The organism is Pseudomonas sp. GL_090 (genome assembly GCF_057837765.1).
Window position 1 is genome coordinate 1,062,559 of record NZ_CM174452.1, and the last position, 23,644, is coordinate 1,086,202.

Annotated in this window: 18 protein-coding genes; 16 read left to right on the forward strand and 2 right to left on the reverse strand. The window is 61.6% G+C overall.

Annotated elements, in window-relative coordinates; translation table 11 throughout:
* The first annotated feature begins 246 nt into the window (after positions 1-246).
* The gene (gene srmL / locus AC3ITA_RS04690) at positions 247-1,395 is read left to right on the forward strand and encodes a PheS-related mystery ligase SrmL (protein WP_489280750.1); all 1,149 of its coding nucleotides are present in this window, start codon (positions 247-249) and stop codon (positions 1,393-1,395) included.
* A 118-nt stretch (positions 1,396-1,513) separates the two neighbouring features.
* Here the strand turns inward: srmL and AC3ITA_RS04695 are convergent, their stop codons facing one another.
* Complete coding sequence (locus tag AC3ITA_RS04695) at positions 1,514-3,433, reverse strand: alkaline phosphatase D family protein (RefSeq protein ID WP_489279606.1); 1,920 nt, start codon at positions 3,431-3,433, stop codon at positions 1,514-1,516.
* Positions 3,434-3,637: 204 nt separating this feature from the next.
* Here AC3ITA_RS04695 and AC3ITA_RS04700 point away from each other — a divergent pair, with 204 nt between their 5' ends.
* From AC3ITA_RS04700 to AC3ITA_RS04730, 7 genes are all read left to right on the forward strand, one after another.
* The gene (locus tag AC3ITA_RS04700; protein WP_095944490.1) at positions 3,638-4,618 is read left to right on the forward strand and encodes a quinone oxidoreductase family protein; all 981 of its coding nucleotides are present in this window, start codon (positions 3,638-3,640) and stop codon (positions 4,616-4,618) included.
* Between the two features lie 13 nt (positions 4,619-4,631).
* Entirely contained in the window at positions 4,632-5,480 is an 849-nt protein-coding gene (locus tag AC3ITA_RS04705; protein ID WP_489279609.1) for a TauD/TfdA dioxygenase family protein, read from the forward strand.
* A gap of 114 nt (positions 5,481-5,594) precedes the next feature.
* Positions 5,595-6,647, forward strand: a complete 1,053-nt coding sequence (locus AC3ITA_RS04710; RefSeq protein ID WP_489279611.1) for a beta-keto acid cleavage family enzyme — start codon at positions 5,595-5,597, stop codon at positions 6,645-6,647.
* 92 nt (positions 6,648-6,739) lie between these two features.
* Positions 6,740-8,071, forward strand: coding sequence for an MFS transporter (locus tag AC3ITA_RS04715; RefSeq protein WP_489279612.1), 1,332 nt, complete (start codon positions 6,740-6,742; stop codon positions 8,069-8,071).
* The gene (locus AC3ITA_RS04720) at positions 8,068-8,730 is read left to right on the forward strand and encodes a DsbA family oxidoreductase (protein WP_489279613.1); all 663 of its coding nucleotides are present in this window, start codon (positions 8,068-8,070) and stop codon (positions 8,728-8,730) included. The genes AC3ITA_RS04715 and AC3ITA_RS04720 overlap by 4 nt, the downstream gene beginning before the upstream one ends.
* Positions 8,727-9,053: a Rieske (2Fe-2S) protein gene (locus AC3ITA_RS04725; RefSeq protein WP_489279615.1), complete on the forward strand. Its 327-nt coding sequence runs from the start codon at positions 8,727-8,729 to the stop codon at positions 9,051-9,053. Before AC3ITA_RS04720 ends, AC3ITA_RS04725 begins: the two co-directional genes overlap by 4 nt.
* Positions 9,050-10,060: a YeiH family protein gene (locus AC3ITA_RS04730; protein WP_095944496.1), complete on the forward strand. Its 1,011-nt coding sequence runs from the start codon at positions 9,050-9,052 to the stop codon at positions 10,058-10,060. Before AC3ITA_RS04725 ends, AC3ITA_RS04730 begins: the two co-directional genes overlap by 4 nt.
* A 190-nt stretch (positions 10,061-10,250) precedes the next feature.
* On the opposite strand, the gene AC3ITA_RS04735 is transcribed toward AC3ITA_RS04730, so the two are convergent.
* The gene (locus AC3ITA_RS04735) at positions 10,251-11,267 is read right to left on the reverse strand and encodes an AraC family transcriptional regulator (RefSeq protein WP_095944497.1); all 1,017 of its coding nucleotides are present in this window, start codon (positions 11,265-11,267) and stop codon (positions 10,251-10,253) included.
* A 356-nt stretch (positions 11,268-11,623) separates the two neighbouring features.
* Between AC3ITA_RS04735 and AC3ITA_RS04740 the strand changes: the two genes are divergently transcribed.
* The 8 genes from AC3ITA_RS04740 (at position 11,624) to AC3ITA_RS04775 (ending at position 23,618) form a co-directional block, all read left to right on the forward strand.
* A complete protein-coding gene (locus AC3ITA_RS04740; RefSeq protein ID WP_150672137.1) occupies positions 11,624-12,190 on the forward strand; it encodes an RBBP9/YdeN family alpha/beta hydrolase in 567 nt (188 codons plus the stop codon).
* A 124-nt stretch (positions 12,191-12,314) separates the two neighbouring features.
* Positions 12,315-14,318 (forward strand): DUF1302 domain-containing protein, encoded by a 2,004-nt coding sequence (locus AC3ITA_RS04745; protein ID WP_095944498.1) that lies wholly within the window; start codon positions 12,315-12,317, stop codon positions 14,316-14,318.
* 41 nt (positions 14,319-14,359) lie between these two features.
* A complete protein-coding gene (locus tag AC3ITA_RS04750) occupies positions 14,360-15,718 on the forward strand; it encodes a DUF1329 domain-containing protein (protein WP_150672136.1) in 1,359 nt (452 codons plus the stop codon).
* 157 nt (positions 15,719-15,875) lie between these two features.
* The gene (locus AC3ITA_RS04755) at positions 15,876-16,967 is read left to right on the forward strand and encodes a WD40/YVTN/BNR-like repeat-containing protein (RefSeq protein WP_489279616.1); all 1,092 of its coding nucleotides are present in this window, start codon (positions 15,876-15,878) and stop codon (positions 16,965-16,967) included.
* Between the two features lie 16 nt (positions 16,968-16,983).
* The gene (locus AC3ITA_RS04760) at positions 16,984-19,503 is read left to right on the forward strand and encodes an efflux RND transporter permease subunit (RefSeq protein ID WP_489279618.1); all 2,520 of its coding nucleotides are present in this window, start codon (positions 16,984-16,986) and stop codon (positions 19,501-19,503) included.
* A 6-nt stretch (positions 19,504-19,509) separates the two neighbouring features.
* Positions 19,510-21,288, forward strand: a complete 1,779-nt coding sequence (locus AC3ITA_RS04765; RefSeq protein ID WP_489279620.1) for an acyl-CoA dehydrogenase C-terminal domain-containing protein — start codon at positions 19,510-19,512, stop codon at positions 21,286-21,288.
* A gap of 24 nt (positions 21,289-21,312) precedes the next feature.
* Entirely contained in the window at positions 21,313-22,956 is a 1,644-nt protein-coding gene (locus AC3ITA_RS04770; RefSeq protein WP_150672132.1) for a fatty acid--CoA ligase, read from the forward strand.
* Positions 22,957-23,270: 314 nt separating this feature from the next.
* Positions 23,271-23,618 carry a potassium channel family protein gene (locus tag AC3ITA_RS04775; protein WP_489279622.1) on the forward strand — a complete coding sequence of 116 codons (348 nt, stop codon included), beginning with the start codon at positions 23,271-23,273 and terminating at the stop codon, positions 23,616-23,618.
* Positions 23,619-23,644: the final 26 nt, after the last annotated feature.

The window sequence follows — 23,644 nt, forward strand, 5'->3', positions numbered from 1 at the left end:
ATAATTAATACAGATTTTTTTGATGTATTAAATAGGTTTATTGAGGTTTTTTTAGAATTAATGATGCTCGTGAGGTGTCTTATAAGAAGCTCTTGGTTATTTGTGTAAGTAGTAGCTGTAGTCCTCTTCTGAAAATTTAGTTTTTCACCGAATTTGGTTGTGATGGACGATCTGAAATCGTTAGGTTGGTCTATGGGGTTCTTTTTGCGGGGAGCCTACATTCAATTGTTAATAAGGGGTTGTGTAGTGCAGGAATCAAAGAAGTATCTGACAGAGACATCCGTACACCAAGCCTTGTTACTGGCTGATCTAACAGAACCCGCTGCACCCGATCACGCCATTCGACTATTACTCAAGGAGGTCCTTCAAGGGTTAACGGATAAAGGCTGGCCACAAGCGCAAGTGCAGACGGGGCCGAGAATTGTTTCCGCTGAAGAAAACTACGGATTGCTTGGTTATGACCCATCTGAGATTACGCTTGGAAGTGCACACACTCGATGGGTTGACGAGTGGTCTCTGTTACGGACGCAAACCACTAGCCAAATTCCCTCTGCGCTTCAGCGAGCGGCCAAGCTACGACAACCAGGGCAGTCAATATTATTGGCCGCGCCTGGTATCACTTTTCGTCGCGACAGCCGGGATCGTTGGCATTGTGCGCAGCCGCATCAGATGGATATCTGGGTGCTCGGCGATCCTGAATTGTCGACGCATGAGCATTTGCTCTGCTTGGTCGGCGATATCCTCAAATCTGCCGTGCCTGATATGCCTTGGATCTTCAGTGATAGTCCGCATCACTACACTGAGGGCGGGATCGAAGTAAACCTGTTGAATGACGGCGTCCCTGTAGAGGTTCTGGAGTGCGGTCGAATTGCCAAATCATTGTTGGAGCGACTGAAGATCGATCCTTTGCGTCATGGAGGACTGGCGCTGGGAATGGGATTGGATCGCTTGACCATGCTGCGAAAAGGCATCCCGGATATTCGTTTGCTGCGTGATCAGAACGAACGAGTACAGGCACAGATGCATGATCTGAATCCGTGGCGCGCCGTCTCTCGGTTGCCTTCGATTACTCGTGATATTTCGTTAGCGGTAACGCCGGGGCTGAGCGAGGAAGTGTTGACTGAAAGGATGTTGCAGGCAGCTGGCGATTGTTCAGATTGGATCGAGGAAATGCAGATCAAAGGGCGCTGGGCGTTCACAGAACTGCCTCTGCAGGCCATCGATCGCCTCGGATTGCTGCCGGGGCAGGAGAATGTGCTGCTACGTGTTGTACTGCGTGATTGTTCGCGATCAATCACCACTGCTGAGGCGAATGCCTTGTATTCGAACATTCAGGTGGCACTCCATGAAGGTGCGCCGGGGGCGGGTTACAGAATGGATTCCCCCAATATTTAACTGGCCACTTCGCGAGCAGGCCCACAGGATCTGGAAATAGTACACGCCAGAAATCCAGTGTGTGCGAGTCTGCTCGCCGCACCGTCGCTCCCACAGTTTTTTGTGGTGTCTCTCTACCTCAATCATCGCCTGCTGGCGCAATCATTCGGGTCTTCGGCGAGCCGTTCGAGTTGTGCTGATAGATCGTCTGCGGCTGCCCCAGGTCATTGAAAAACACCTGCCCGATCCCCGCCGAATTCCATAGCCGCTCACCGGCTTCGGCATGCTCCGGAACATGCGGCACGATGCGCATGCGTCGACGCTTGGTCAGCCAGTTCAATGGTGAGCGCGGCGAGTACAGCCAGCGGTTGAGGCGGTCGAACCACTCGAGCAGGGTGGCGGGGAATTCATTCTTGATGCCGCTGCTGGTGATCTGCCAGATGCGCGGCCCGGCCTTGCGGTGGCGGATCAGCACTTCGTAGACGAAGGAATAGTGCACATCGCCCGACAGCACCACGTAGTTACCCGGCGTGCGCGAGTGGCGGAAAATATTCAGGATCACCTGCGCCGCACCGCGATGGGCCATCCAGTTTTCCGCGTCCACCAGCAGTGGAAAACCGCACCAGCTGAATACCCGCTGCACGGTTTCAATCAGCTTGACGCCGAAGATCGGCGCCGGCGAAACGATGATCGCACTCGGGTGGTCCAACAGTTCCTGTTGCAGTTCGCTCAGGGCTTCCCAGTCGAGCAAACCGGAAGGCTGCTTGAGGTTCATCTCGCTGCGCCAGCGCCGGGTGCGGGTGTCGATCACCACGATGGCCGGGGTGGTCGGCAGCACGTAATGCCAGTGCTGAAACTTCAGCAGATCACCGATCAGGTCATCCTGAACCGTGCTGTCGAGGTGGCGGTCGTGTGCGCTGGCGCTCAACGCACCGGCCTTTTCCAGCACGGCACCGAACGCATCCGGATTGTTGCCCCAGCCCTGGCACAACATGTAGGCCAGCAGCGCGTTGCCGATGATGCGCCGGGAGAACGGATGGCCGTAGGCCGTTTCCTCCCACTGCGCGCTAAGGTTCCAGTCATCGGTGATGTCGTGGTCGTCGAAAATCATCAGCGTCGGCAGATGCGCCAGCGCCCGCGCGACGTTGCCAAGGCCTGCCTTGAAGGCATCGATGCGCGTCTGTTCAAGGGCGTAGCGCTTGAGCCGTTCCGGCGTCAGCGACGGTGCCTGGGGCGCGATCAGGGTCCAGGGCACTGGCGACCAGACCAGCAAGTACATGGCCATGACTTCGGCGAAGGTCACCAGGTGGTTGTCGGCACTGCTGCTGGTGAAAATCGGCTTGCGCGCGCCACCGAAAAAACGCTCGCGCAGGGTTTCATTGCTTTGCAGTGCCGGCAGCAGATCCGCACGGTGGTAGTAACTGGCCGGATGCTCGTAGAGCCTGGCGCTGTCGCTGACCACGGCGCCTTCGAGGTGTTCCCCGAACAGACCCAGGCGCTCGATCAAGGCGTGAATCGCCCGCAACATCGGCCCCGCGACATCGTCGGCGTAGACCTGATCGCCGGTCATCATCAGCAGTGCCGGGCGGTCCTTTGCCGCATGTTCCTGCGCCAGCAACCGGTCGACGCACAGCAAGCCGTCTGTCGCCGGGTGATGAGGCTTGCGGCAAGAGCCGTGCAGCAACTGGTCGACCCGTGCGCGCAGGACGAAGTTCGGGCAACGAGCGTCGCCGTACAGCAGGTGCGGCGCCCAGTCGGCGATGCCTTGTTCTGTACCATCGATCAGCAGGTCATAGTCGATCGACTCGTCCCGGGGCAGGGCGCAATCGAGGTGTACATCGATCAAGTGCACAAAGGCATGGGCCCCCACTGCAATCACCGTGCATTGCCCGGCATCCAGGCGGATATCGCCGACGCCCTGCAGGCGCAAGGTCAGCGCCAGCGCCCGGGAACCCACCAGCCACAGCGCCAGCCGCGTGGGCTCCAGACGCCGCAACAGCGGACCCGCCAGGACCGGCGGCAGGGCATGATCATCAGGCAGTGGCAGCGTTTCGGACATCCGGCTTCGAGACTCTTGGGGCGTGGAAGCGGGCGATGATAGCGCAGGTGGCGACGGGACCGGCTAGACGATCCCGTTTCTGCCTGTCACCAAATGAAAAGCCATTGTCGTCTGATGAGAAGCGTCCCGACAGGCCTCGTCCTACAGTCCAATCAGCGCAATTCGATGCAACACGCCCACATTGCAGATTGGAGAATAAGAAAAATGGCCAAAGCCGTACGCTTTTACGAAACCGGTGGTCCCGAAGTTCTACGTTATGAGGACGTCGAAGTCGGCGAACCCGGTCCCGGCCAGGTTCGGCTTCGTCATGTGGCAGTCGGCCTGAACTATGCCGACACCTATTTCCGCAACGGCACCTACCCGATTCCGATGCCCAACGGCATGGGCGTCGAGGCGTCTGGCGTCGTCCAGGCCGTTGGTGAAGGGGTCACCAACGTCGAGGTCGGTGATCGTGTCACCTACACCGGTTTCCTCAACACCCTCGGTGCCTACAGCACCGAGCGCCTGATCCCGGCCGCGCCGCTGATCAAGCTGCCGGAAACCATCAGCTTCGAGACCGCTGCCGCGATGACCATGCGTGGTTTGACGTCCTCGTACCTGATGCGCCGCATCTACGACTTCAAACCGGGCGACAGCATCCTGTTGCATGCCGCCGCCGGCGGGGTCGGTCTGATCGTTTCGCAGTGGGCCAAGTTGCTGGGCCTGAACGTGATCGGCACGGTGTCGACCGAGCAAAAGGCGGAAATCGCCCGGGCTCACGGTTGCGACCATACGATCAACTACAGCCATGAAGACGTCGCCGCTCGCGTTCGCGAATTGACCGACGGTGTGGGCGTCAACGTGGTGTTTGACAGCGTTGGCAAGAACACCTTCATGGGTTCGCTGGATTCGTTGAAACCTCGTGGCCTGATGGTCTGCGTGGGTACCGCGTCCGGCCCGATCCCGGCGTTCGACCCGGTGATGCTGGCGATGAAAGGCTCGCTGTTCCTCACCCGTCCGGCCCTGGCCAACTACATCAGCGACCCAGCTGAAAAAGCCGAGCTGGCCGGTGAGTTGTTCGACCACGTCGGCAGCGGCCGGATCAAGATCGAGATCAACCAGCACTACGCCTTGCAGGACGCGGTGCAGGCCCATCGCGACCTTGAATCGCGCAAGACTACCGGCTCATCGATTTTCGTCGTTTAAGGAGCGGCCAGCCATGAAAGTCGAACAATTGACCTGCAGCATTGGCGCCGAACTGATCGGCGTCAACCTGGCCGACGCCGTGCATGACGACGGTCTGTTTGCCGAGATTCGTGCCCAGTTGCTCAAGCACCGCGTGGTGTTCCTGCGTGATCAGGACATCACCCGTGCCGAGCACGTGGCTTTTGCCCGGCGCTTCGGCGAACTGGAGGATCATCCGGTGGCCGGCAGTGATCCGGAGCATCCGGGCCTTGTGCAGATCTACAAGAAACCGGACCAGCCGGCGGACCGCTACGAAAACTCCTGGCACAGCGACGCCACCTGGCGCGAAGCCCCGCCGATGGGCTGCGTACTGCGTTGCCTGGAGTGCCCGCCGGTGGGCGGCGACACCATGTGGGCCAACATGGTCGAGGCATACGCGCGCTTGCCCGAAGATGTGAAGGTGAAGATCGCCGACCTGCGCGCCCGTCACAGCATCGAAGCCAGCTTCGGTGCGGCCATGCCGATCGAAAAACGCCTGGCGCTCAGGGAGAGATTTCCGGATGCCGAGCACCCGGTGGTGCGCACACATCCGGAAACCGGCGAGAAGGTGCTGTTCGTCAACGCTTTCGCCACGCACTTCAGCAACTACCACACCCCGGCGCGGGTACGGTTCGGCCAGGACGCCAACCCTGGCGCGGGCGAGTTGCTGCGCTACCTGATCAGCCAGGCGTACATCCCTGAGTATCAGGTGCGCTGGCGCTGGAAGCCCAACAGCATCGCCATCTGGGACAACCGCAGTACCCAGCACTACGCCGTCATGGATTACCCGCCGTGCCATCGCAAGATGGACCGTGCCGGGATCATCGGCGACAAGACGTTCTGATCGAACGCCACCTGCAATCGCACTCGCGGCATTCGTATTCGTAAAAATGTCTGCCCGGCACGACCCCGGGTGGACGGAACAATCATAAGAACTGAAATAAGAACTGGAGCAGCCATGCAATTCTTCGACGATTCCCTGCACCCCGAAAACATGGAAAAGGTAGTCATTACCGTGGCCCCGTACGGCCCGGAGTGGATGCCGGAAGACTTCCCGGAAGACATCCCGCTGACCATGGACGAGCAAGTCCAGAAAGCGGTCGAATGCTATGAAGCCGGCGCCACCGTGCTGCACCTGCATGTGCGCGAACTGGACGGCAAGGGCTCCAAGCGCCTGTCGAAGTTCAACGAGCTGATCGCCGGTGTGCGTGAAGCCGTGCCAGACATGATCATCCAGGTCGGCGGCTCGATTTCCTTCGCTCCGGAAAGCGATGGCGAAGCGGCCAAGTGGCTGTCCGACGACACCCGCCACATGCTGGCCGAGCTGACGCCGAAACCGGATCAGGTCACCGTGGCAATCAATACCACGCAAATGAACATCATGGAGCTGCTGTATCCGGAATACCTGGAAGGTACCTCCCTGGTCAACCCGTTGACCCAGGCTGCCTACAGCGAAATGACCGTACCGGCAGGTCCGGCCTGGGTTGCCGAGCACCTCAAGCGCCTGATGGATAACGGCATCCAGCCACACTTCCAGTTGACCGGCATGCACGCCATGGAAACCCTCGAGCGCCTGGTGCGTCGTGGCGTTTACAAAGGCCCGCTGAACCTGACCTGGATCGGTATCGGCGGCGGTTTCGATGGCCCGAACCCGTTCAACTTCTTCAACTTCATCCACCGCGCGCCGGACGGTTGCACCCTGACCTCCGAGTCGCTGCTGAAAAACGTCATGCCGTTCAACACCATGTCGATGGCCATGGGCATGCACCCGCGTGTGGGCAACGAAGACACTATCATTGACCACAAGGGCGACCGTTTCGGCTCGGTTGCCCAGATCCAGCAAACCGTGCGCATTGCCCATGAACTGGGCCGTGAAATCGCCACCGGCAAAGAAGCCCGCGAGATTTACCGCATCGGCGTGCAGTACGAAACCATTGAAGAAACCCTGTTGGCCAACGGCATGGCCCCCAACCGCAAGGCTGGGCAGAAAGGTACTCCGCAACGCGGCTGACCGAGGGTCGGGACGAGAGGCCGTGACCTCTCGTCCGCCCGACCGTTACACGCTTGATAACAAAAATAAAACAAAGCTCTTGAGGAGGCTGCATGGCCTTTCACCCAATAGCCGCTGACGATGACGACTCCTGCGGAGTCGGCGTTGCGCGCCAATATGCCTGGATCGTCTTTGCCTTGACGTTCGGCCTGTTGATTTCCGATTACATGTCGCGTCAGGTGCTGAACGCGGTATTCCCGCTGCTCAAGACTGAGTGGGCGTTGAGTGACGGACAGCTCGGTCTGCTCAGCGGCATCGTTGCCCTGATGGTCGGCCTGCTGACGTTTCCCCTGTCGTTGATGGCCGACCGTTTCGGCCGGGTCAAGAGCCTGGCGCTGATGGCGTTCCTGTGGAGCGTGGCGACCCTGGGTTGCGCGCTGGCCCAGGACTACCAGCAAATGTTCATCGCACGGTTCATGGTCGGCGTCGGCGAAGCCGCCTACGGCAGCGTGGGCATCGCGGTGGTGATTTCGGTGTTCCCCAAACACATGCGCGCCACCCTGGCCAGTGCCTTCATGGCTGGCGGGATGTTCGGTTCGGTGTTGGGCATGGCTTTGGGCGGTGCGATTGCCGCCAAGCTGGGCTGGCGCTGGTCGTTCGCCGGCATGTCGCTGTTTGGCCTGTTTCTGGCGGTGCTTTACCCGCTGATCGTCAAGGAAGCGCGCATTGCGCCACAACGTGCCGCGCAGATTGCGAGCAAGACGGCCGCGGCGGTCAAGCGTCCGCTGCGCACGCTGTGGTCCAGCCGTTCGGTGGTGTCGACCTACATCGCCAGCGGTTTGCAGTTGTTCGTCGGCGGTACGGTGATGGTGTGGATTCCCAGCTACCTCAACCGCTACTACGACATGCCCACCGACAAGGCCGGTGGCATGGCGGCGATCATCGTGTTGTGCAGCGGCGCGGGGATGATCCTGTGCGGCATGCTCAGCGACCGCCTGTGTCGCAACTCGCCGGAGCGCAAGGTCAGCCTGGCCATTGGTTTTTGCCTGGGCAGTTGCCTGCTGCTGTCGGCGGCCTTTGCCTTGCACGCAGGGCCGGTGCAACTGGCGCTGATCTGCCTGGGCATGGCGATTGCCACCGGCACCACCGGCCCCGCCGGCGCGATGGTTGCCAACCTGACCCATTACTCCGTCCACGGTACGGCGTTCGCCACGCTGACCCTGGCCAATAACCTGCTGGGGCTGGCACCCGGGCCGTTCCTGACTGGCCGTGTGTCCGACCTCATCGGCCTGCATGCCGCTTTCCAATTAGTGCCGCTGGTCAGCCTCGCGGCGGCAGCGGTGTTCTTCTATGCCAAGTGTCATTACCACAAAGATATCGCCCGGCTTGAGGGTCAGAGCGTGCCTGAGCCCGTCAGTGCCGCCGGGATAGAGGTGAAGTTGTGATTCGTCGTTTACGTATTGATGTGTTTTTCGATTTTATCTGCCCCTGGTGCCTGATCGGCAAACGCCAACTGGAGCATGCGCAGGTGCAGTTTCGCAGTCGCCATCCGGACGTGCAGATCACCACGGTGTGGCATGGCGTGCAGTTGCTGCCGCAGATACCGGTAGAAGGTGAACCTTTCGCCGATTTCTATCGCAAGCGCCTGGGCAATGCCGACGCGATGACCATGCGCCAGACCCAGGTACAACAGGCTGCCAGTGCAGTCGGACTGGCCATCGACCTCAGCCGTATCGAGACGATGCCCAACACCGCGGACGCCCATCGTTTGTTCGAGCGTGCCAGCGCACTGGGCAACGCCAGTCAGCGTGAAATGTTGCTTGAACGGCTGTTCGCCGCTTATTTCTTCAGGCGCGAAAACCTCGCTTGCCGTGAGACCTTGCTCGCCATTGCCCGCTCCTGCGGCATCGCCCCGGACGGGGTGCTCGATTGCCTGACGGGCGATGCCACGCCGTTTGAAGGATCCCCCGGCGCGACCAGTGGCGTGCCGAGCTTCAAGTTCGACAACCGCATGACGGTGATCGGCGCACAACCAGCCCAGGCGCTGCTCGGGGCCATGAACGAAGCCCTCAAGGAAAGTGATCGCGAGCGGCAGCCAGCATGACCCGGCGCATTCCCGTGCCGGCCGGCAAGCACCCGCAGGCCGGCGGCCGGGCGCTGTTCGAGTTCGAAGACAAAAGCCTGGCGCTGTTCAACGTCGACGGGCAGCTGTTTGCCATTGACGACAGCTGCCCGCACCAGGGTTCCTCGTTATGCGCAGGGCGTCTTGAGGGGCGGGTGATTCAATGCCTCGCCCATGGTTTGCGCTTCGATTTGCACAGCGGTTACCTGCTCAATTCCAGGCAGGTCAAAGTCACCAACTACCCGGTCGAGATCATCGACGGCCAGGCGTTTATCGTCATCGTTACCGAGGAGTCCGCGCCATGAGCGCCATTGCTCTTACCCGTATCCACAGTCGCACGCGCGAACTGGCACCGGGGTTTATTGTCAGTCTGATTGTCGCGGCCGCCGCGTCGTTCCTGTCCGAGCACTACGGTGCGCCGGTCATGCTGTTTGCCTTGTTGCTGGGCATGGCCCTGAATTTTCTCGCCGATGACGGTCCCTGCAAGGCCGGTATCGAGTTCACCGCCCGCACCGTGCTGCGCATTGGCGTGGCGTTGCTGGGCATGCGCATCACCCTGGAGCAAATGGCCGCGCTGGGCTGGAAGCCTATAGCGCTGGTGGTGATCCTGGTGGTGGTGACCATCAGCGTGTCGGTGATCGCCGCCAAGGCCCTGGGCTTCCAGCGCCTGTTCGGTATGCTCACCGGCGGCGCGACGGCCATCTGCGGCGCCTCGGCGGCCCTGGCCCTGGCAGCGGCGCTGCCGAACCATCCGCAGAAAGAACGCGCCACACTGTTCACGGTCATTGGCGTGTCGGCGCTGTCGACGTTGGCGATGATCGTCTACCCGATGATCGCCAACTGGCTGGAGTTGTCGCCGCAGGTGGCGGGCGTGTTTCTCGGCGCCACGATCCACGACGTGGCCCAGGTGGTCGGCGCCGGCTACAGCATGTCGACCGAGACCGGTGACACCGCCACTGTGGTCAAGCTGATGCGTGTTGCGATGCTGCTGCCGGTGATCGTCACCGCCGCGATGATCACCCGCATGCAAGGCGCCGACCCGACCGGCAAGCGCCCGCCGCTGTTGCCGTGGTTCGCCGTCGGCTTTCTGATTCTGGCCTGTATCAACAGCACTGGCTGGATAGCGCCTGCGGTGCAAGGATCGGTCAACGAACTGTCGCGCTGGTGCCTGGTGATTTCCATCAGTGCCCTGGGCATGAAGACCCGGCTCAGGGAGCTGGCGGCGGTCGGGATCAAGCCGATTCTGCTGATGGTCGGGGAGACGGTGTTCCTGGTGGTGCTGGTGCTGTTGTTGCTGCGCTGGGGGCTCTGAACATCGGCCAGGATTAAAACCTGAAGGAGCGAGCCTGCTCGCGAAAAATCCAAGAGCACCGCGGGGCATCTGTTTATACGCGTAATCGTTCACGACCATCGCGAGCAGGCTCGCTCCTACAAGGATTGCAGTTCCAATCTCGTGCTTTCGGCGACTGTGCCAGCAGTCGCCGTTTTTTTTTGCCGGGCTGTCAGGACGACTTCGTCCCAGCCTGTTTCTGCGCCCGCCACGTCGCCGGCGGCATGCCGAACTGGCTGATGAACCAACGGGTAAACGAACTCGCCATGGAGTAGCCCAGCATGTCGGCAATTCGACTCAACGAGTAATTGGGGTTGTCCAGGTAACGCAGCACCAGGTCGCGGCGCACGTCGTTGATCACGTCGTTGAAGGCGCAGTTGTCGTCCTTGAGGCGGCGTTGCAGGGTGCGTACGTTCATGCCCTGGCTCTGCGCCACCTGTTCGATGGTGGCGCGCCCCATGGGCAGCAGCAGGTAGATGGCCTTGCGCACCTCGAACAGCATCGAGGTGCCTTCGTGGTTCTGCAGCGAGTCGAGGTAGCTCTGGGCGTAGCGGGCCATGGCCGGGTCGGCATTGGGGTTGGTCATGTCCAGGCTGATGTCGGGGCAGACGATGCCGTTGAACTCGCTGCCGAACTCCAGGTTGCAGCCGAACAGGCGGCGGTGCAGGTGCAGGTTGTCCGGTGGCTGGTGCATGAAGTTGACGCTGTAGGGATGCCAGTGTGAGCCCAGCAGGGCCGAGCACAGCCGGAACATCACGCCGATGGCCAGCTCCGTGGCCTGGCGGCTGGGCATCGGCGATTCGGTGACGACCTCTTCGCGGATGATCACCATCTTGCCGGCCTCCTCAATGAAGATGGCCAGCGAGTCATTCATCAGGTGCCGGTAATCCACCACGACCTGCAAGGCATCGCGCAGGGTGCGCTGGTGGCTGAGCAGCAGGCTGACCACGCCGAAGTCCGAGAGCTGGCGCGACTCGGCCATGCTCAGGCCGAAGGTCTGGCAGCCGCTGGCGGTGGCCGAGTCTTCCAGCAAGCGGACGGCGGCATCGATCTGGATACGGTGTTCAGGGGCTTGCAGTTGGGCCCTGCTCAGGCCGACAGCGGCCAGCACGTCGCGCGGGTTGAAACCCAGGTATTGGGTGACCTCCAGGTAGTTGGTCAAGACAGCGGCGCGAACAAGCTTGGTCATGCAAAAGTCTTCCCTGGGCCGATGGCGGTTGGCGTGAGCGTGGCGACTATATCCAGCGTATCAACAGTTGAACAGTTGTCATGTCGTTGATGGATTTCATGCTGTCCGGTCACCCATCTTCTACGCTGCATGGAACCACCGGCGCTCATCCGTTGATTACAGTGACCTTGCGCCAACCTGCGGGGTTTTTAGACCGGTGGTCGCACTGTCCAAGTGTCCGACAATTTGTCATCAAAAGAAAAGTGCCTGACGTCCAATGTAAAGCGCTTCGGGTGGGCGCTCTTTAATGTCGACACTACAAAAAGCCCCTGGCGAAAACAGCCAGTCGAGTTATCGAGAAAGCGAAGGTGTTGACCGTGGACAAACTGCAAACTGCCGCCACCGTTCTGATCGTTCCGGGTCTGCGCGAGCACGTGGCCGAGCATTGGCAAACATTGCTTGCCGCCAGGCTGAGCAACGTGCGCAGTGTGGCGCCGCTTACAACCGACAAACTCGATTGCATGGCCCGTGTGCGGGCGATTCAACACGAACTCGAACAAATCGACGGCCCCGTGATTCTGGTGGCCCACAGTGCCGGCGTGCTGATGGTCGCGCACTGGGCGGCGCACTACAGCCGTCCGATCAAGGGCGCTTTGCTGGCCGCGCCACCGGACCTCGATGCGGTCTGGCCGTCAAACTATCCATCGTCCGAAACCCTGCGTAGCCAGGGCTGGAATCCTCTGCCAAATAGCCCGCTGCCGTTTCGCAGCATCGTGGCCGGCAGCACCAACGATCACCTGGCCAGTCTTGCCGCGGTCACCCGCATGGCGCAAGGCTGGGGCGCCGAACTGCTCAATCTGGGCGAAGTCGGTCATCTCAATCCGGCCGCAGGATTTGGCCACTGGCAGCAAGCTGAAGCACTCATCCTGGAGCTGGATCGCTAGTACAAGGAGCTGGACTGGCAGTACGCCAACCGGCATTTGCCCTCATTCCTTAAACGCAAACCCGAAGAGGTTTGTGCGAGGGCGGCTGCGCTTAAAACAAAGACAAAAAGGCGGAGACAACGCAATGCACAACAATAAGAGTCACGGCTTCACCGCTCCACGCTGCACCTTGCTGGCCTCGGCCATTCTCGCGGCAAGCGTACCGGCGGCCCATGCGGTCGAGATCGAGACGGGGAATCCGGACTGGAACGTACGCGTGGATAACACCATCAAGTACAACTACGGCGTGCGCACCGAAAGTGCCGACAAGCGCATGTTGGGAACGCCGAACAACAACGACGGCGACTACAACTTCCGCAAGGCCGGTACCAACATCACCAACCGTATCGACCTGTTGACCGAAATGGACGTGGTCTACAAGAACGCCATGGGTTTTCGCGTCAGCGCCGCCAGCTGGTACGACAAGGCCTATGACAACACTGGCTCCAATTCCAACCCGTTCGTCAACGGCAACGATGCGCGTTCGGGCCTGATCGCCAACGACCCGCGCCTTGCCGGGGTCAACCGTGACAACGTCGGCAACGGCAGCCCGCACCTGAGCAACTATGCCCAGCGCTACTACAGCGGTCCTTCGGGCGAAATCCTCGATGCCTTCGTGTTCTACAGCACCGAAGTGGGCGAGGAGTCGATGTTCAGCGCCAAGGCCGGTCAGCACAACGTGTTCTGGGGCGAGACCATTCTCAATCCGGTGCACTCGGTCAGCTATGGCCAGTCCGGCCTCGACCTGGCCAAGCTCGCCGCGTCGCCGGGTACCGAAGCCAAGGAACTGTTCGTTCCGCGTAACCAGCTGTCGATGTCGTTCACCATCAATCCCGAGCTGACCGTGGGTGCCCAGTATTTCCTGAATTGGGATGCCGCGCGTCTTCCGGAAGCGGGCACCTATTACGGTGGTTCCGACCTGGTCGGCTTCGGCGCGCAATCGTTCCTGTTGGGCAACACCAACGGCGTGGTACCGGGCAGTCCGCTGGGTTGTGGCCTGGCGCCGTGCAACGCCTTGACCAATGTGCGTCGTGGCAAGGACCTGACGCCGCATGACAGCGGCGACTGGGGCGTCATGGCCAAATGGTCGCCGGCCTGGCTGGATGGCACCCTCGGCGTTTACTACCGCGAAACCTCGGAAATCCTGCCGCAAGCCTGGCTGGACGCCCGGGGCATCAGCTCGGCCAACCCGAACGGCACCCGTCCGGCGGGGCAGGTGCCTGCGGTGATCAACACCCTCAATTCGCTGAACACCGCCACCTATCAACTGGCCTATGCCGACAACATCAAGATCCTCGGCCTGAGCCTGTCCAAGGACGTGGGCGGGATCAGTGTCGGTTCGGACCTGAACATCCGTCACAACATGCCGCTGGCCAGTATCCCGGCGATCGTCAGTACCCGCAGCCCGCTGGGCCTGGGTCAAGGGCTTGGCCTGCTGCCTGCACGTACGGACGCTACCGGTGTGGTCTATGACACCCCGAGCCGTGGCGACAGCATGAGCGCCACCGGCGATACCCTGCACTGGACGCTCAACGGTCTGATGACCCTGCCTAAAACACCGGTGTTCGACCAGGCAACCGTGCTTGCCGAGCTGTACTACAGCAACCTGCTCAAGCTCGATAGCGAGAACGAAGCGCTCTACAAAGGCAAGAGCAGCTATCGCGGTATCGACGCGCCGACCCGTGACAACTGGGGCTTGGCAGTCAACTTCACACCGACCTGGTACCAGGTATTCCCGGGTGTGGATCTCAACGCGCCGATGTCCGTCAACGTCGGTCTCGACGGTGTGTCGCCGGTCTCCGGTGGCGGTGCCAAGGACACCGGCAACTATGCCGTGGGCGTGGGCGCCATTGTGTACAACAAATACTTTGTCGACCTGAAGTACGTGGACTCTTTCGGTGAAACCGAGAAGTGCAACAACAGCGGTGTGAGTACCGGTTCCAAGGCCGGTGACGGCTCCACCCCGAACGCCTTTAGCGGCAACGAAAACTACGCCTGTTACGCCGGCGGCTACTCGTCCTTCTCCGGAGGTGGTGCCACGACTGAGGACCGTGGCGCCGTGTACCTGACGATGAAAACTACATTCTGATTCACCACTGATTTGCTCAATGCAAGCAGGAGAATAACAAGATGAAATTCGTAAAAACCGTGTTGACCGCGTCCTTGGCCATGGTCTTCGCCGCTCAGGCACAGGCTGCCGTTTCAACTCAGGAAGCTGCCAAACTGGGCACCAGCCTGACCATGGCAGGGGCTGAAAAAGCCGGGAACGCTGATGGTTCCATTCCTGCCTACAACGGTGGCTTGACCACGCCGCCGGCCAGCTTCAAGGCCGGCGACAGCATGCGCCCGGACCCGTTTGCCAGTGAAAAACCGATACTGGTGATCGACGGCAAGAACGTCGATCAGTACAAGGGCATGCTCACGGCGACCACGGTAGAACTGGCCAAGCGTTTCCCGACCTTCCGTGTCGACGTGTTCCCGACGCACCGCACCGTGTCGCTGCCCCAGGCGATTCTGGATAACGGCGTGAAGAACGCCAGCGGCGCCAAGTCCCTGGAAGGTGGCCTGGCCATCGACAACGTGCTGCCGGGCATTCCATTCCCGATTCCGCAGTCGGGCAACGAAGCGATGTGGAACTTCCTGTTGCGCTACCAAGGCGTCAGCATCAGCTCCAAGTACGACTCCTGGAACGTCGACTCCGCCGGTGTGCCAAGCCTGGCGACCACCGGGCAAGCGAACATCTCCTACCCGATCTACGAAAACCTCTCGCAGCCGATCAGCAGCGCCGACGTGTACTACCAGATGAAGCTGGCGTACACCGGCCCTGCGCGCCGCGCCGGTGAGGCAATCATGCTCAAGGACGCCGCCAACCCGTTGCAGCAACCGCGTCGCGCCTGGCAGTACTTGCCGGGGCAGCGTCGGGTCAAGCTGGCTCCGAGCCTGGCCTACGACACGCCCAACCCGGGTACCGCTGGCGCGGGCACTTACGATGACGTGTTCGTGTTCAACGGTGCGCTGGATCGCTACGACTGGAAGCTGGTGGGCAAGCAGGAAATGATCGTGCCCTACAACACCTACAAGCTGACCTACGTGCAGGATCCGAAGTCGCTGACCACCGCCAATCACCTGTCACCGGACTTCGTGCGTTGGGAAAAACACCGCGTCTGGGTCGTCGAAGGCAACCTCAAGTCCGGTGCTCGTCACATCTACGCCAAGCGCCGCTTCTACCTCGACGAAGACAGCTGGACCGCTTTGGCCTCGGATCAATATGACGCCCGTGGTCAGCTCTATCGCGGTTCCTTCGCCTTCCTGAGCCAGAGCTACGACAAGCAGGTTCCGGACTCCACGCCGTTCATGATCTACGACCTGGTCGGCGGTTCCTACAACATCAACGGTGTAGTCGGCCCTTACGGCGGCATCAAGTACATCGAGCCGCTCTCCAAGGCCCAGTGGTCTTCGGAATCCCTGGCCGGCGCCGGTATTCGCTAAGCCAACCGCACGATCCCCTGTAGGAGCGAGCCTGCTCGCGATGGTCGTGAACGATGAAGCGGGGAATCTGGTTCCCCGCGGTGTTTTTGAGTCCATCGCGAGCAGGCTCGCTCCCACAGGATCTGCACGGCGCCAGGTTTTCCGATGAGGACGCAGTATGTGTTCGTATAAAAATAATATGTTGCAGCTGGCGTTTGGTGTGGTGCTCGGCCTGTCGCAGGGCGTCACCCAGGCGGCCGAGTACGTCGATGTGCTGGACCTGCCCGCCAGGGTCAGTGCCTTGGCCATCAACAGCCCGTTGTCCGGTATGACTCGCGCCGGCGGGCGAGTGATTACCGTCGGCCAGCGTGGCCATATTCTGTTTTCCGATGATTCCGGCAAGCACTGGCAGCAGGCCGCCGTACCGGCCAGTGCCGACCTCACTGCGGTGAATTTTCCGACCGCCACCCAAGGCTGGGCGGTGGGTAATGACGGCGTGGTGCTGCACAGCAGCGACGCCGGCGCGACCTGGCAAAAGCAGCTCGACGGTCGTCAGATCGGCGCCTTGCTGGTCAAACATTACACGGCGCTGGCCAGCGCCGAACCGGGCAATGAGCAATGGCCGCTGCTGGTCACCGAGGGCCAGAAGCTAGCCGAGCAGGGCGCCGACAAACCGCTGCTCGACGTCTGGTTCGCCAACGACAAGACCGGCTATGTGGTCGGCGTGTTCAACCTGATCCTGCGCACCGACGACGGTGGTCAGACCTGGACCCCGTTTCAGGACCGCACCGACAACCCCCAGGGTTTCCACCTCAACGCCATCGCCTCCACCGGCGACGGTGTGTACATCGCTGGCGAGCAAGGCCTGTTGCTCAAGTGGGACGACAGCGCCCAACGCTTCAATGCCGTGCCGACGCCTTATCAAGGCAGCTTTTTCGGCGTGCTCGGCAAGCCCGGCGAAGTGCTGGTCTACGGCCTGCGCGGCAACGTGTTGCGCAGCACCGACGGCGGCCAGCGCTGGACCGCACTGGACAGCGGCCTGCACGTCAGCATCACCGCCGGCCTGATCGATGCCCGTGGCAATTATCGCTTGTTCACCCAGGGCGGGCAGATGTTGATCAGCCAGGGGACGGGCGCGCAGTTGCGTCTGAAGCAGCAACCGGCACCGACCCCGGTCGCCGGCGCCACCCAGGCCACCGACGGTTCACTGGTGGTGGCGGGTAGCCGTGGCGCCCGGACGCTGTCCGCCGATCCAGCCCTCGAACCCTAAGAGCGAGAACCCAGACATGGGCAATATCAAACAAGACGCCATGCCGGTGATCCGCGACCTGCGGGATTTCGACCAGCGCTCCGGCAACCTCCTCGAGCGGCTGGTGTTCAACTACCGCCCGCTGTTCATGCTGCTGATGGCGCTCGCCACCGTGGTGCTGGGCTTCATGGCCGTGACTCGCCTGGAGTTGCGCCCCAGCTTCGAAAAAATGATTCCGCAGAGCCAGCCCTACATCCAGAACTTCCTGGAAAACCGCGCTTCGCTGCGCGGGTTGGGCAACTCGGTGCGCGTCGTGGTCGAGAACACCCAGGGTGATATTTTCGATCCCGAGTACCTCGACGTGCTCAAGCAGGTCAACGACCAGCTGTTCCTCACCGAAGGCGTCGACCGTGCGTGGATGAAGTCGCTGTGGAGCCCGGCCGTGCGCTGGACCGAAGTCACCGAGGACGGTTTCCAGGGTGGCCCGGTGATGCCCGACCGTTATCAGGGCTCGCCCTCCGACATTGAACAATTGCGCCAGAACATCTCCCGCGCGGGCCTCGTCGGCAGCCTGGTGGCCAGCGATTTCAAGTCGACCATGCTGATCGTGCCGCTGATGGACAAAGCCGCCGCCGGTGGCCAGCGCATCAACTACCACGCCTTCTCGCAGATGCTCGAAGAGCAGTTGCGCGACAAGATCGAATACGCCGGCGACAGCGCGGCGCGTCAATCCGGGGTCGAAGGCACCGGTCACTACAAGGTGCGGGTGATCGGTTTCGCCAAACTGATGGGCGACCTGATCGACGGCCTGATCCAGGTGATGATGTTCTTCGGCCTGGCCGTGGTCACGTCGCTGATCATCATCTACGCCTACACCCGTTGCGTGCGCAGCACCTTGCTGGTGGTCGGCTGCTCGCTGATCGCGGTGGTCTGGCAACTGGGCATCGTCGCCTGGCTCGGTTATGCCATCGACCCGTATTCGGTGCTGGTGCCGTTCCTGATCTTCGCCATCGGCGTGTCCCACGCGGCGCAGAAGATGAACGGGATCATGCAGGACATCGCCCGTGGCACCCACAAACTGATCGCCGCGCGCTACACCTTCCGCCGCCTGTTCATCGCCGGTGTCACCGCGCTGCTGGCCGACGCCGTGGGCTTCGCCGTGTTGATGCTGATCGACATCCCGGTGATCCAGGACCTGGCGATCACTGCCAGCATCGGTGTCGCGGTGCTGATCTTCACCTCGCTGTTGCTGATGCCGGTGGCACTGTCCTACATCGGCGTCGGCGCCAAGGCCGCCGAGCGCGCGCTGAAGATCGATAACCGCGCCGAGAAGCACAAAGGCTTTGGCAAACTGTGGGACGCGCTCGATCGCTTCACCACGGCCAAGTGGGCCACGGGCGCGGTTCTGGTCGCGGTGCTGATGGGCATCGGCGGTTACCTGGTCAGCCTCAACCTGAAGATCGGCGACCTCGACAGCGGGGCGCCGGAGCTGCGCGCCGACTCGCGCTACAACCGTGACAACGCCTACATCACCCAGCATTACGCGCTGTCCAGCGACCTGTTCGCGGTGATGATCAAGACCGCGCCGGAAGGCTGCCTGAACTACAAAACCCTGGTCCTCGCCGACCGCCTGGCCTGGGAGCTGCAACAGTATCCGGGCGTGCAGGCGACCGCGTCCTTGGTCAACGCGGTACGGCAGATCACCGCTGGCACCTACGAAGGCAACCCCAAGCTCAACAGCATCCAGCGCAACCAGGACGTGCTCAACTACGCTGCGCAGCAAGCCTCGGTCAACTCGCCGGAGCTGTTCAACACCGATTGTTCGCTGATGCCGGTGATCACCTTCCTCAAGGATCACAAGGCCGAGACCCTGGACGCCGTGGTGGCGATTGCCGAGCAGTTCGCCAAGGAAAACAGCACCGCGGATCGCCAGTTCCTGCTCGCCGCCGGCACTGCCGGGATCGAGGCCGCGACCAACATCGTGGTGCGCGAAGCCAACCGCACCATGCTGCTCTACGTGTATGCGGCAGTGACGCTGTTCTGCCTGATCACCTTCCGCAGCTGGCGCGCCACGCTGGTGGCGCTGTTGCCGCTGGTGCTGACCTCGATCCTCTGCGAAGCCTTGATGGTGGCCATGGGCATCGGCGTGAAAGTCGCGACCCTGCCGGTGATCGCCCTCGGCGTGGGCATCGGCGTCGACTACGCCTTGTACTTGCTCAGCGTGCAACTGCACTTCCAGCGCCAGGGCCTGCCGCTGTCCGAGGCCTACCGCAACGCCGTGTCGTTCACCGGCCGGGTGGTCGGGCTGGTGGGCATCACCCTCGCTGCTGGCGTGGTGTGCTGGGTCTGGTCACCGATCAAGTTCCAGGCCGACATGGGCATCCTGCTGACCTTCATGTTCCTGTGGAACATGCTCGGCGCGCTGATCCTGATTCCGGCCCTGTCGTACTTCCTGCTGCGCGAACGGGCCCCTCAGCCCGGTGCTGTCGCGGCAACCGAAACCACTGAATCCACTGAACGTCCCGGCATGCCGCATGCCGTGACCACTTCCGAGTAAGCCAAGATGTCTGATTACAAAGCTCCCCTGCGCGACATGCGCTTCGTCCTCAACGAGGTTTTCCAGGTGTCCCGGCTCTGGACGCAATTGCCCGGCCTGGCCGACGTGATCGATGAAGAGACCGCCACCGCCATCCTCGAAGAGGCCGGCAAGATCAGCGGCGAAGTGATCGCGCCACTGAACCGCGCCAGCGACGAACAGGGCTGCACCTGGCACGACGGCGCGGTCAGCGCCCCGGACGGTTTCGCCCAGGCCTATCAAGCCTTCGCCGAAGGCGGATGGGTGGGTGTCGGCGGTGATCCGCAGTACGGCGGCATGGGCATGCCCAAGGCGATTTCGGCGCAGGTCGAAGAGATGGTCAACTCGGCCAGCCTGTCGTTCGGCCTGTACCCGATGCTGACCGCCGGCGCCTGCCTGTCGATCAAGGCCCATGCCAGTGAAGAACTGAAAGCCACCTATTTGCCGAACATGTACGCCGGCACCTGGACCGGTTCGATGTGCCTGACCGAAGCCCATTCCGGTACCGACCTGGGCCTGATCCGCACCAAGGCCGAACCCCAGGCCGATGGCAGCTACACCATCAGCGGCAGCAAGATTTTCATCACCGGCGGCGAGCACGACCTGACCGAGAACATCATCCATCTGGTGCTGGCGCGTCTGCCCGATGCACCGGCCGGGCCGAAAGGCATCTCGCTGTTTCTGGTGCCGAAAGTGCTGGTCAACGCCGACGGCTCGCTGGGTGAAAACAACGCGCTGTCCTGCGGCTCCATCGAACACAAGATGGGCATCAAGGCCTCCGCCACCTGCGTGATGAACTTCGACGGCGCCACCGGCTGGATCGTCGACGCCCCGAACAAAGGCCTGGCGGCCATGTTCACCATGATGAACTACGAGCGTCTGGGCGTGGGCATTCAAGGCCTGGCCCAGGGCGAGCGCTCGTACCAGAACGCCGTCGCCTACGCCCGCGACCGCCTGCAAAGCCGCGCACCGACCGGCGCGCAGCACAAGGACAAGGCGGCCGACCCGATCATCGTGCACCCGGACGTGCGCCGCATGCTGCTGACCATGAAAGCCTTGAACGAAGGCGGCCGTGCGTTCTCCAGCTACGTGGCCCTGCAACTGGACATCGCCAAGTACAGCGACGACGCCCCGACGCGCCAGCGCGCGCAGGACCTGGTCTCGCTGCTGACCCCGGTGGCCAAGGCCTTTCTCACCGACATGGGCCTGGAAACCACGATCCACGGCCAGCAGGTCTTCGGCGGCCACGGCTACATCCGCGAATGGGGCCAGGAACAACTGGTGCGTGACGTGCGCATCACGCAGATCTACGAAGGCACCAACGGCATCCAGTCGCTGGACCTGGCCGGGCGCAAGATCGTCGGCAGCGGCGGGGCGCTGTACCGCTTGTTCGCTTCGGAAATCCGCGAATTCACCGCCAGCGCTGGCGCGGATCTCGGCGAGTTCACCCAGCCGTTGAACGCCGCCGTCGACACCCTCGACGACCTGACCGCGTGGCTGCTGGACCGGGCCCAAAACAACCCGAACGAAATCGGCGCGGCCTCGGTCGAGTACCTGCACGTGTTCGGCTACACCGCGTACGCCTACCTGTGGGCGCGCATGGCCAAGGCCGTCATGAGCGGCGATGGCGAAGACGATTTCTACACCAGCAAACTGGCCACCGCGCGTTTCTACTTCGCCCGGTTGCTGCCGCGTATCCACTCGTTGAGCGCATCGGCCAAGGCCGGCAGCGACTGCCTCTACGAGCTGCAAGCCGATCAGTTCTGATCGAAAGGACAAGGAACCTTAAACATGATGGCGACAAAAATAATTCCGCCCGCCGACGGCGCTTATGCCTATCCCTTGCTGATCAAGCAATTGCTGCTGTCCGGCGTGCGCTACGAGCCAGGCCGGGAAATCGTCTACGCCGACAAGCTGCGCTACAGCTACCAGACCCTCAACAAGCGTATCCGCCGCCTGGCCAATGCGCTGACGGCGGCCGGGGTCAAGGCCGGTGACACCGTGGCCCTGCTCGACTGGGACAGCCACCGTTACCTGGAGTGCTTCTTCGCCGTGCCGATGATCGGTGCGGTGCTGCACACGGTGAACATTCGCCTGTCGCCGGAGCAGGTGCTGTTCACCATGAACCACGCCGAAGATGACCTGGTGCTGGTGCATGATGATTTCCTGCCCCTGGTCGAGCAGATCCACGGTCGGCTGGAAACCGTTAAAGGCTACCTGCAGCTCACCGATGACGAGGCGACCACCACCTCGCTGCCGGTGCTGGGCGAGTACGAACACCTGCTGTCCCTGGCCCCGGACCAGTACGACTTCCCCGATTTCGACGAGAACTCGGTCGCTACGCTGTTCTACACCACCGGCACCACCGGCGACCCGAAAGGCGTGTACTTCACCCACCGGCAGTTGGTGCTGCACACCCTGAATGCCGTCGGCACCCTGGGCGCCTATCAGGGCCAGCCGCTGCTGCGTTCCGACGACGTGTACATGCCGATCACGCCGATGTTCCACGTGCATGCGTGGGGCGTGCCGTATGTCGCGACGCTGATGGGCATCAAGCAGGTCTACCCCGGCCGCTACGAGCCCAACAGCCTGGTCAGGCTGTACCGCGAAGAGAAGGTGACCTTCTCCCACTGCGTGCCGACCATTTTGCAGATGATCCTCCATTGTGAGGAAGGCAAGGCGACCCGCTTCGACGGCTGGAAAATGCTCCTGGGCGGCAGCGCGCTGACCCTGGGCGTGGCCAGCGAAGCCCGTGCCAAAGGCATGGTGGTGCACGCCGGTTACGGCATGTCCGAAACCTGCCCGTTGCTGTGCCTGACCTACCTGCGCGATGAAGACCTGCAGCTGTCCACCGAAGCGCAACTGCCGATTCGCATCAAGACCGGTACGCCGGTGCCGTTGGTCGACCTGAAGATCATAGACGCCGACGGCAACGACGTGGCCCATGACGGCGAGTCCTTGGGCGAGATCGTGGTGCGCGCGCCATGGCTGACCCAGGGCTATCTGAAAGCCCCGGACAAAGGCGCGCAGCTGTGGCTCAACGGCTGGCTGCACACCGGCGACATGGCCTCGATCGACCCACTGGGCGGCGTGGAAATCAAGGACCGCATCAAGGACGTGATCAAGACCGGCGGCGAGTGGATCAGCTCCCTGGAACTGGAAAGCCTGATCAGCGAACACCCGGGCGTGATGTCCGTGGCCGTGGTGGGCATTGCCGATGAACAATGGGGTGAACGCCCGATGGCCATGGTCGTGTGCGAGCCGGGGCAATACCTGGACCGCAAGATTCTGGAGGTTCATTTGCAAGCCTTCGTCGACGGCGGGCGCATCAACAAATGGGCGATCCCCAAGCAGTTCAAGTTCGTCACCGAAATCCCCAAGACCAGCGTCGGCAAGATCAACAAGAAGCTGATTCGGGAAACGGAAGCGAACTGAGGGATAAACCTGCCACCGTCCCCGATGGTCGCAACTTAACTGTAGGAGCGAGCTTGCTCGCGATGGACTTGAGAACGCCGGGGGCTATCAGGTTTACAGCGTTATCGTTAACGACCATCGCGAGCTCGCTCCTACAGAAATCCAGCGGTGCCAGGCGGTTTCTGGATAGTTTGCGGGGCGTCATCCTTGTCATAGTTCGCGCCAAAGATAACGCCCCGTCGGTCGCGGTTTTCAGCGCTTGTGCCAAGCTGAACGGGGTATTGAACCGCTGCGCATTCGATTGCCGGCCAATCAAACCCCAGGAAGCCCATGCCATGAGCCTCGCCCATGCATCAAACGTTCGCCACGAGTTCTACAAAGCCGTCTGGTTCTACTTCAAAGTGGTGTGGCCGATCTTCTCGATACTGCTGTTAGTGATCGTTGCGATTGGCCTCATCATCGCCCGGCTGGAAGGGTGGAGCCCTGATGACGGTGTCTACTTTGCCTTCGTGACCGGGCTGACCATCGGCTATGGAGAACTGGTACCAAAACTGGGTGTGTCGCGAGTGCTGGCGATCCTGCTGGGTTTCAACGGCGTGCTGATGACCGCGATATTCGCGGCGATCAGTGTCCGGGCGATTGAAGTGACCGTGACGGCGACGAGGAAGGGGGACGTGGAGTAGGGCGGTGATGGCTACGGCCGGTTTAA

Excerpts from the sequence above, each read along its gene's own strand:
- AC3ITA_RS04695 (WP_489279606.1), bottom strand. The coding sequence starts at position 3,433 with ATGTCCGAAACGCTGCCACTGCCTGATGATCATGCCCTGCCGCCGGTC.
- AC3ITA_RS04700 (WP_095944490.1), top strand. The coding sequence starts at position 3,638 with ATGGCCAAAGCCGTACGCTTTTACGAAACCGGTGGTCCCGAAGTTCTA.
- AC3ITA_RS04705 (WP_489279609.1), top strand. The coding sequence starts at position 4,632 with ATGAAAGTCGAACAATTGACCTGCAGCATTGGCGCCGAACTGATCGGC.
- AC3ITA_RS04710 (WP_489279611.1), top strand. The coding sequence starts at position 5,595 with ATGCAATTCTTCGACGATTCCCTGCACCCCGAAAACATGGAAAAGGTA.
- AC3ITA_RS04715 (WP_489279612.1), top strand. The coding sequence starts at position 6,740 with ATGGCCTTTCACCCAATAGCCGCTGACGATGACGACTCCTGCGGAGTC.
- AC3ITA_RS04725 (WP_489279615.1), top strand. The coding sequence starts at position 8,727 with ATGACCCGGCGCATTCCCGTGCCGGCCGGCAAGCACCCGCAGGCCGGC.
- AC3ITA_RS04730 (WP_095944496.1), top strand. The coding sequence starts at position 9,050 with ATGAGCGCCATTGCTCTTACCCGTATCCACAGTCGCACGCGCGAACTG.
- AC3ITA_RS04735 (WP_095944497.1), bottom strand. The coding sequence starts at position 11,267 with ATGACCAAGCTTGTTCGCGCCGCTGTCTTGACCAACTACCTGGAGGTC.
- AC3ITA_RS04745 (WP_095944498.1), top strand. The coding sequence starts at position 12,315 with ATGCACAACAATAAGAGTCACGGCTTCACCGCTCCACGCTGCACCTTG.
- AC3ITA_RS04750 (WP_150672136.1), top strand. The coding sequence starts at position 14,360 with ATGAAATTCGTAAAAACCGTGTTGACCGCGTCCTTGGCCATGGTCTTC.
- AC3ITA_RS04755 (WP_489279616.1), top strand. The coding sequence starts at position 15,876 with ATGTGTTCGTATAAAAATAATATGTTGCAGCTGGCGTTTGGTGTGGTG.
- AC3ITA_RS04760 (WP_489279618.1), top strand. The coding sequence starts at position 16,984 with ATGGGCAATATCAAACAAGACGCCATGCCGGTGATCCGCGACCTGCGG.
- AC3ITA_RS04765 (WP_489279620.1), top strand. The coding sequence starts at position 19,510 with ATGTCTGATTACAAAGCTCCCCTGCGCGACATGCGCTTCGTCCTCAAC.
- AC3ITA_RS04770 (WP_150672132.1), top strand. The coding sequence starts at position 21,313 with ATGATGGCGACAAAAATAATTCCGCCCGCCGACGGCGCTTATGCCTAT.
- AC3ITA_RS04775 (WP_489279622.1), top strand. The coding sequence starts at position 23,271 with ATGAGCCTCGCCCATGCATCAAACGTTCGCCACGAGTTCTACAAAGCC.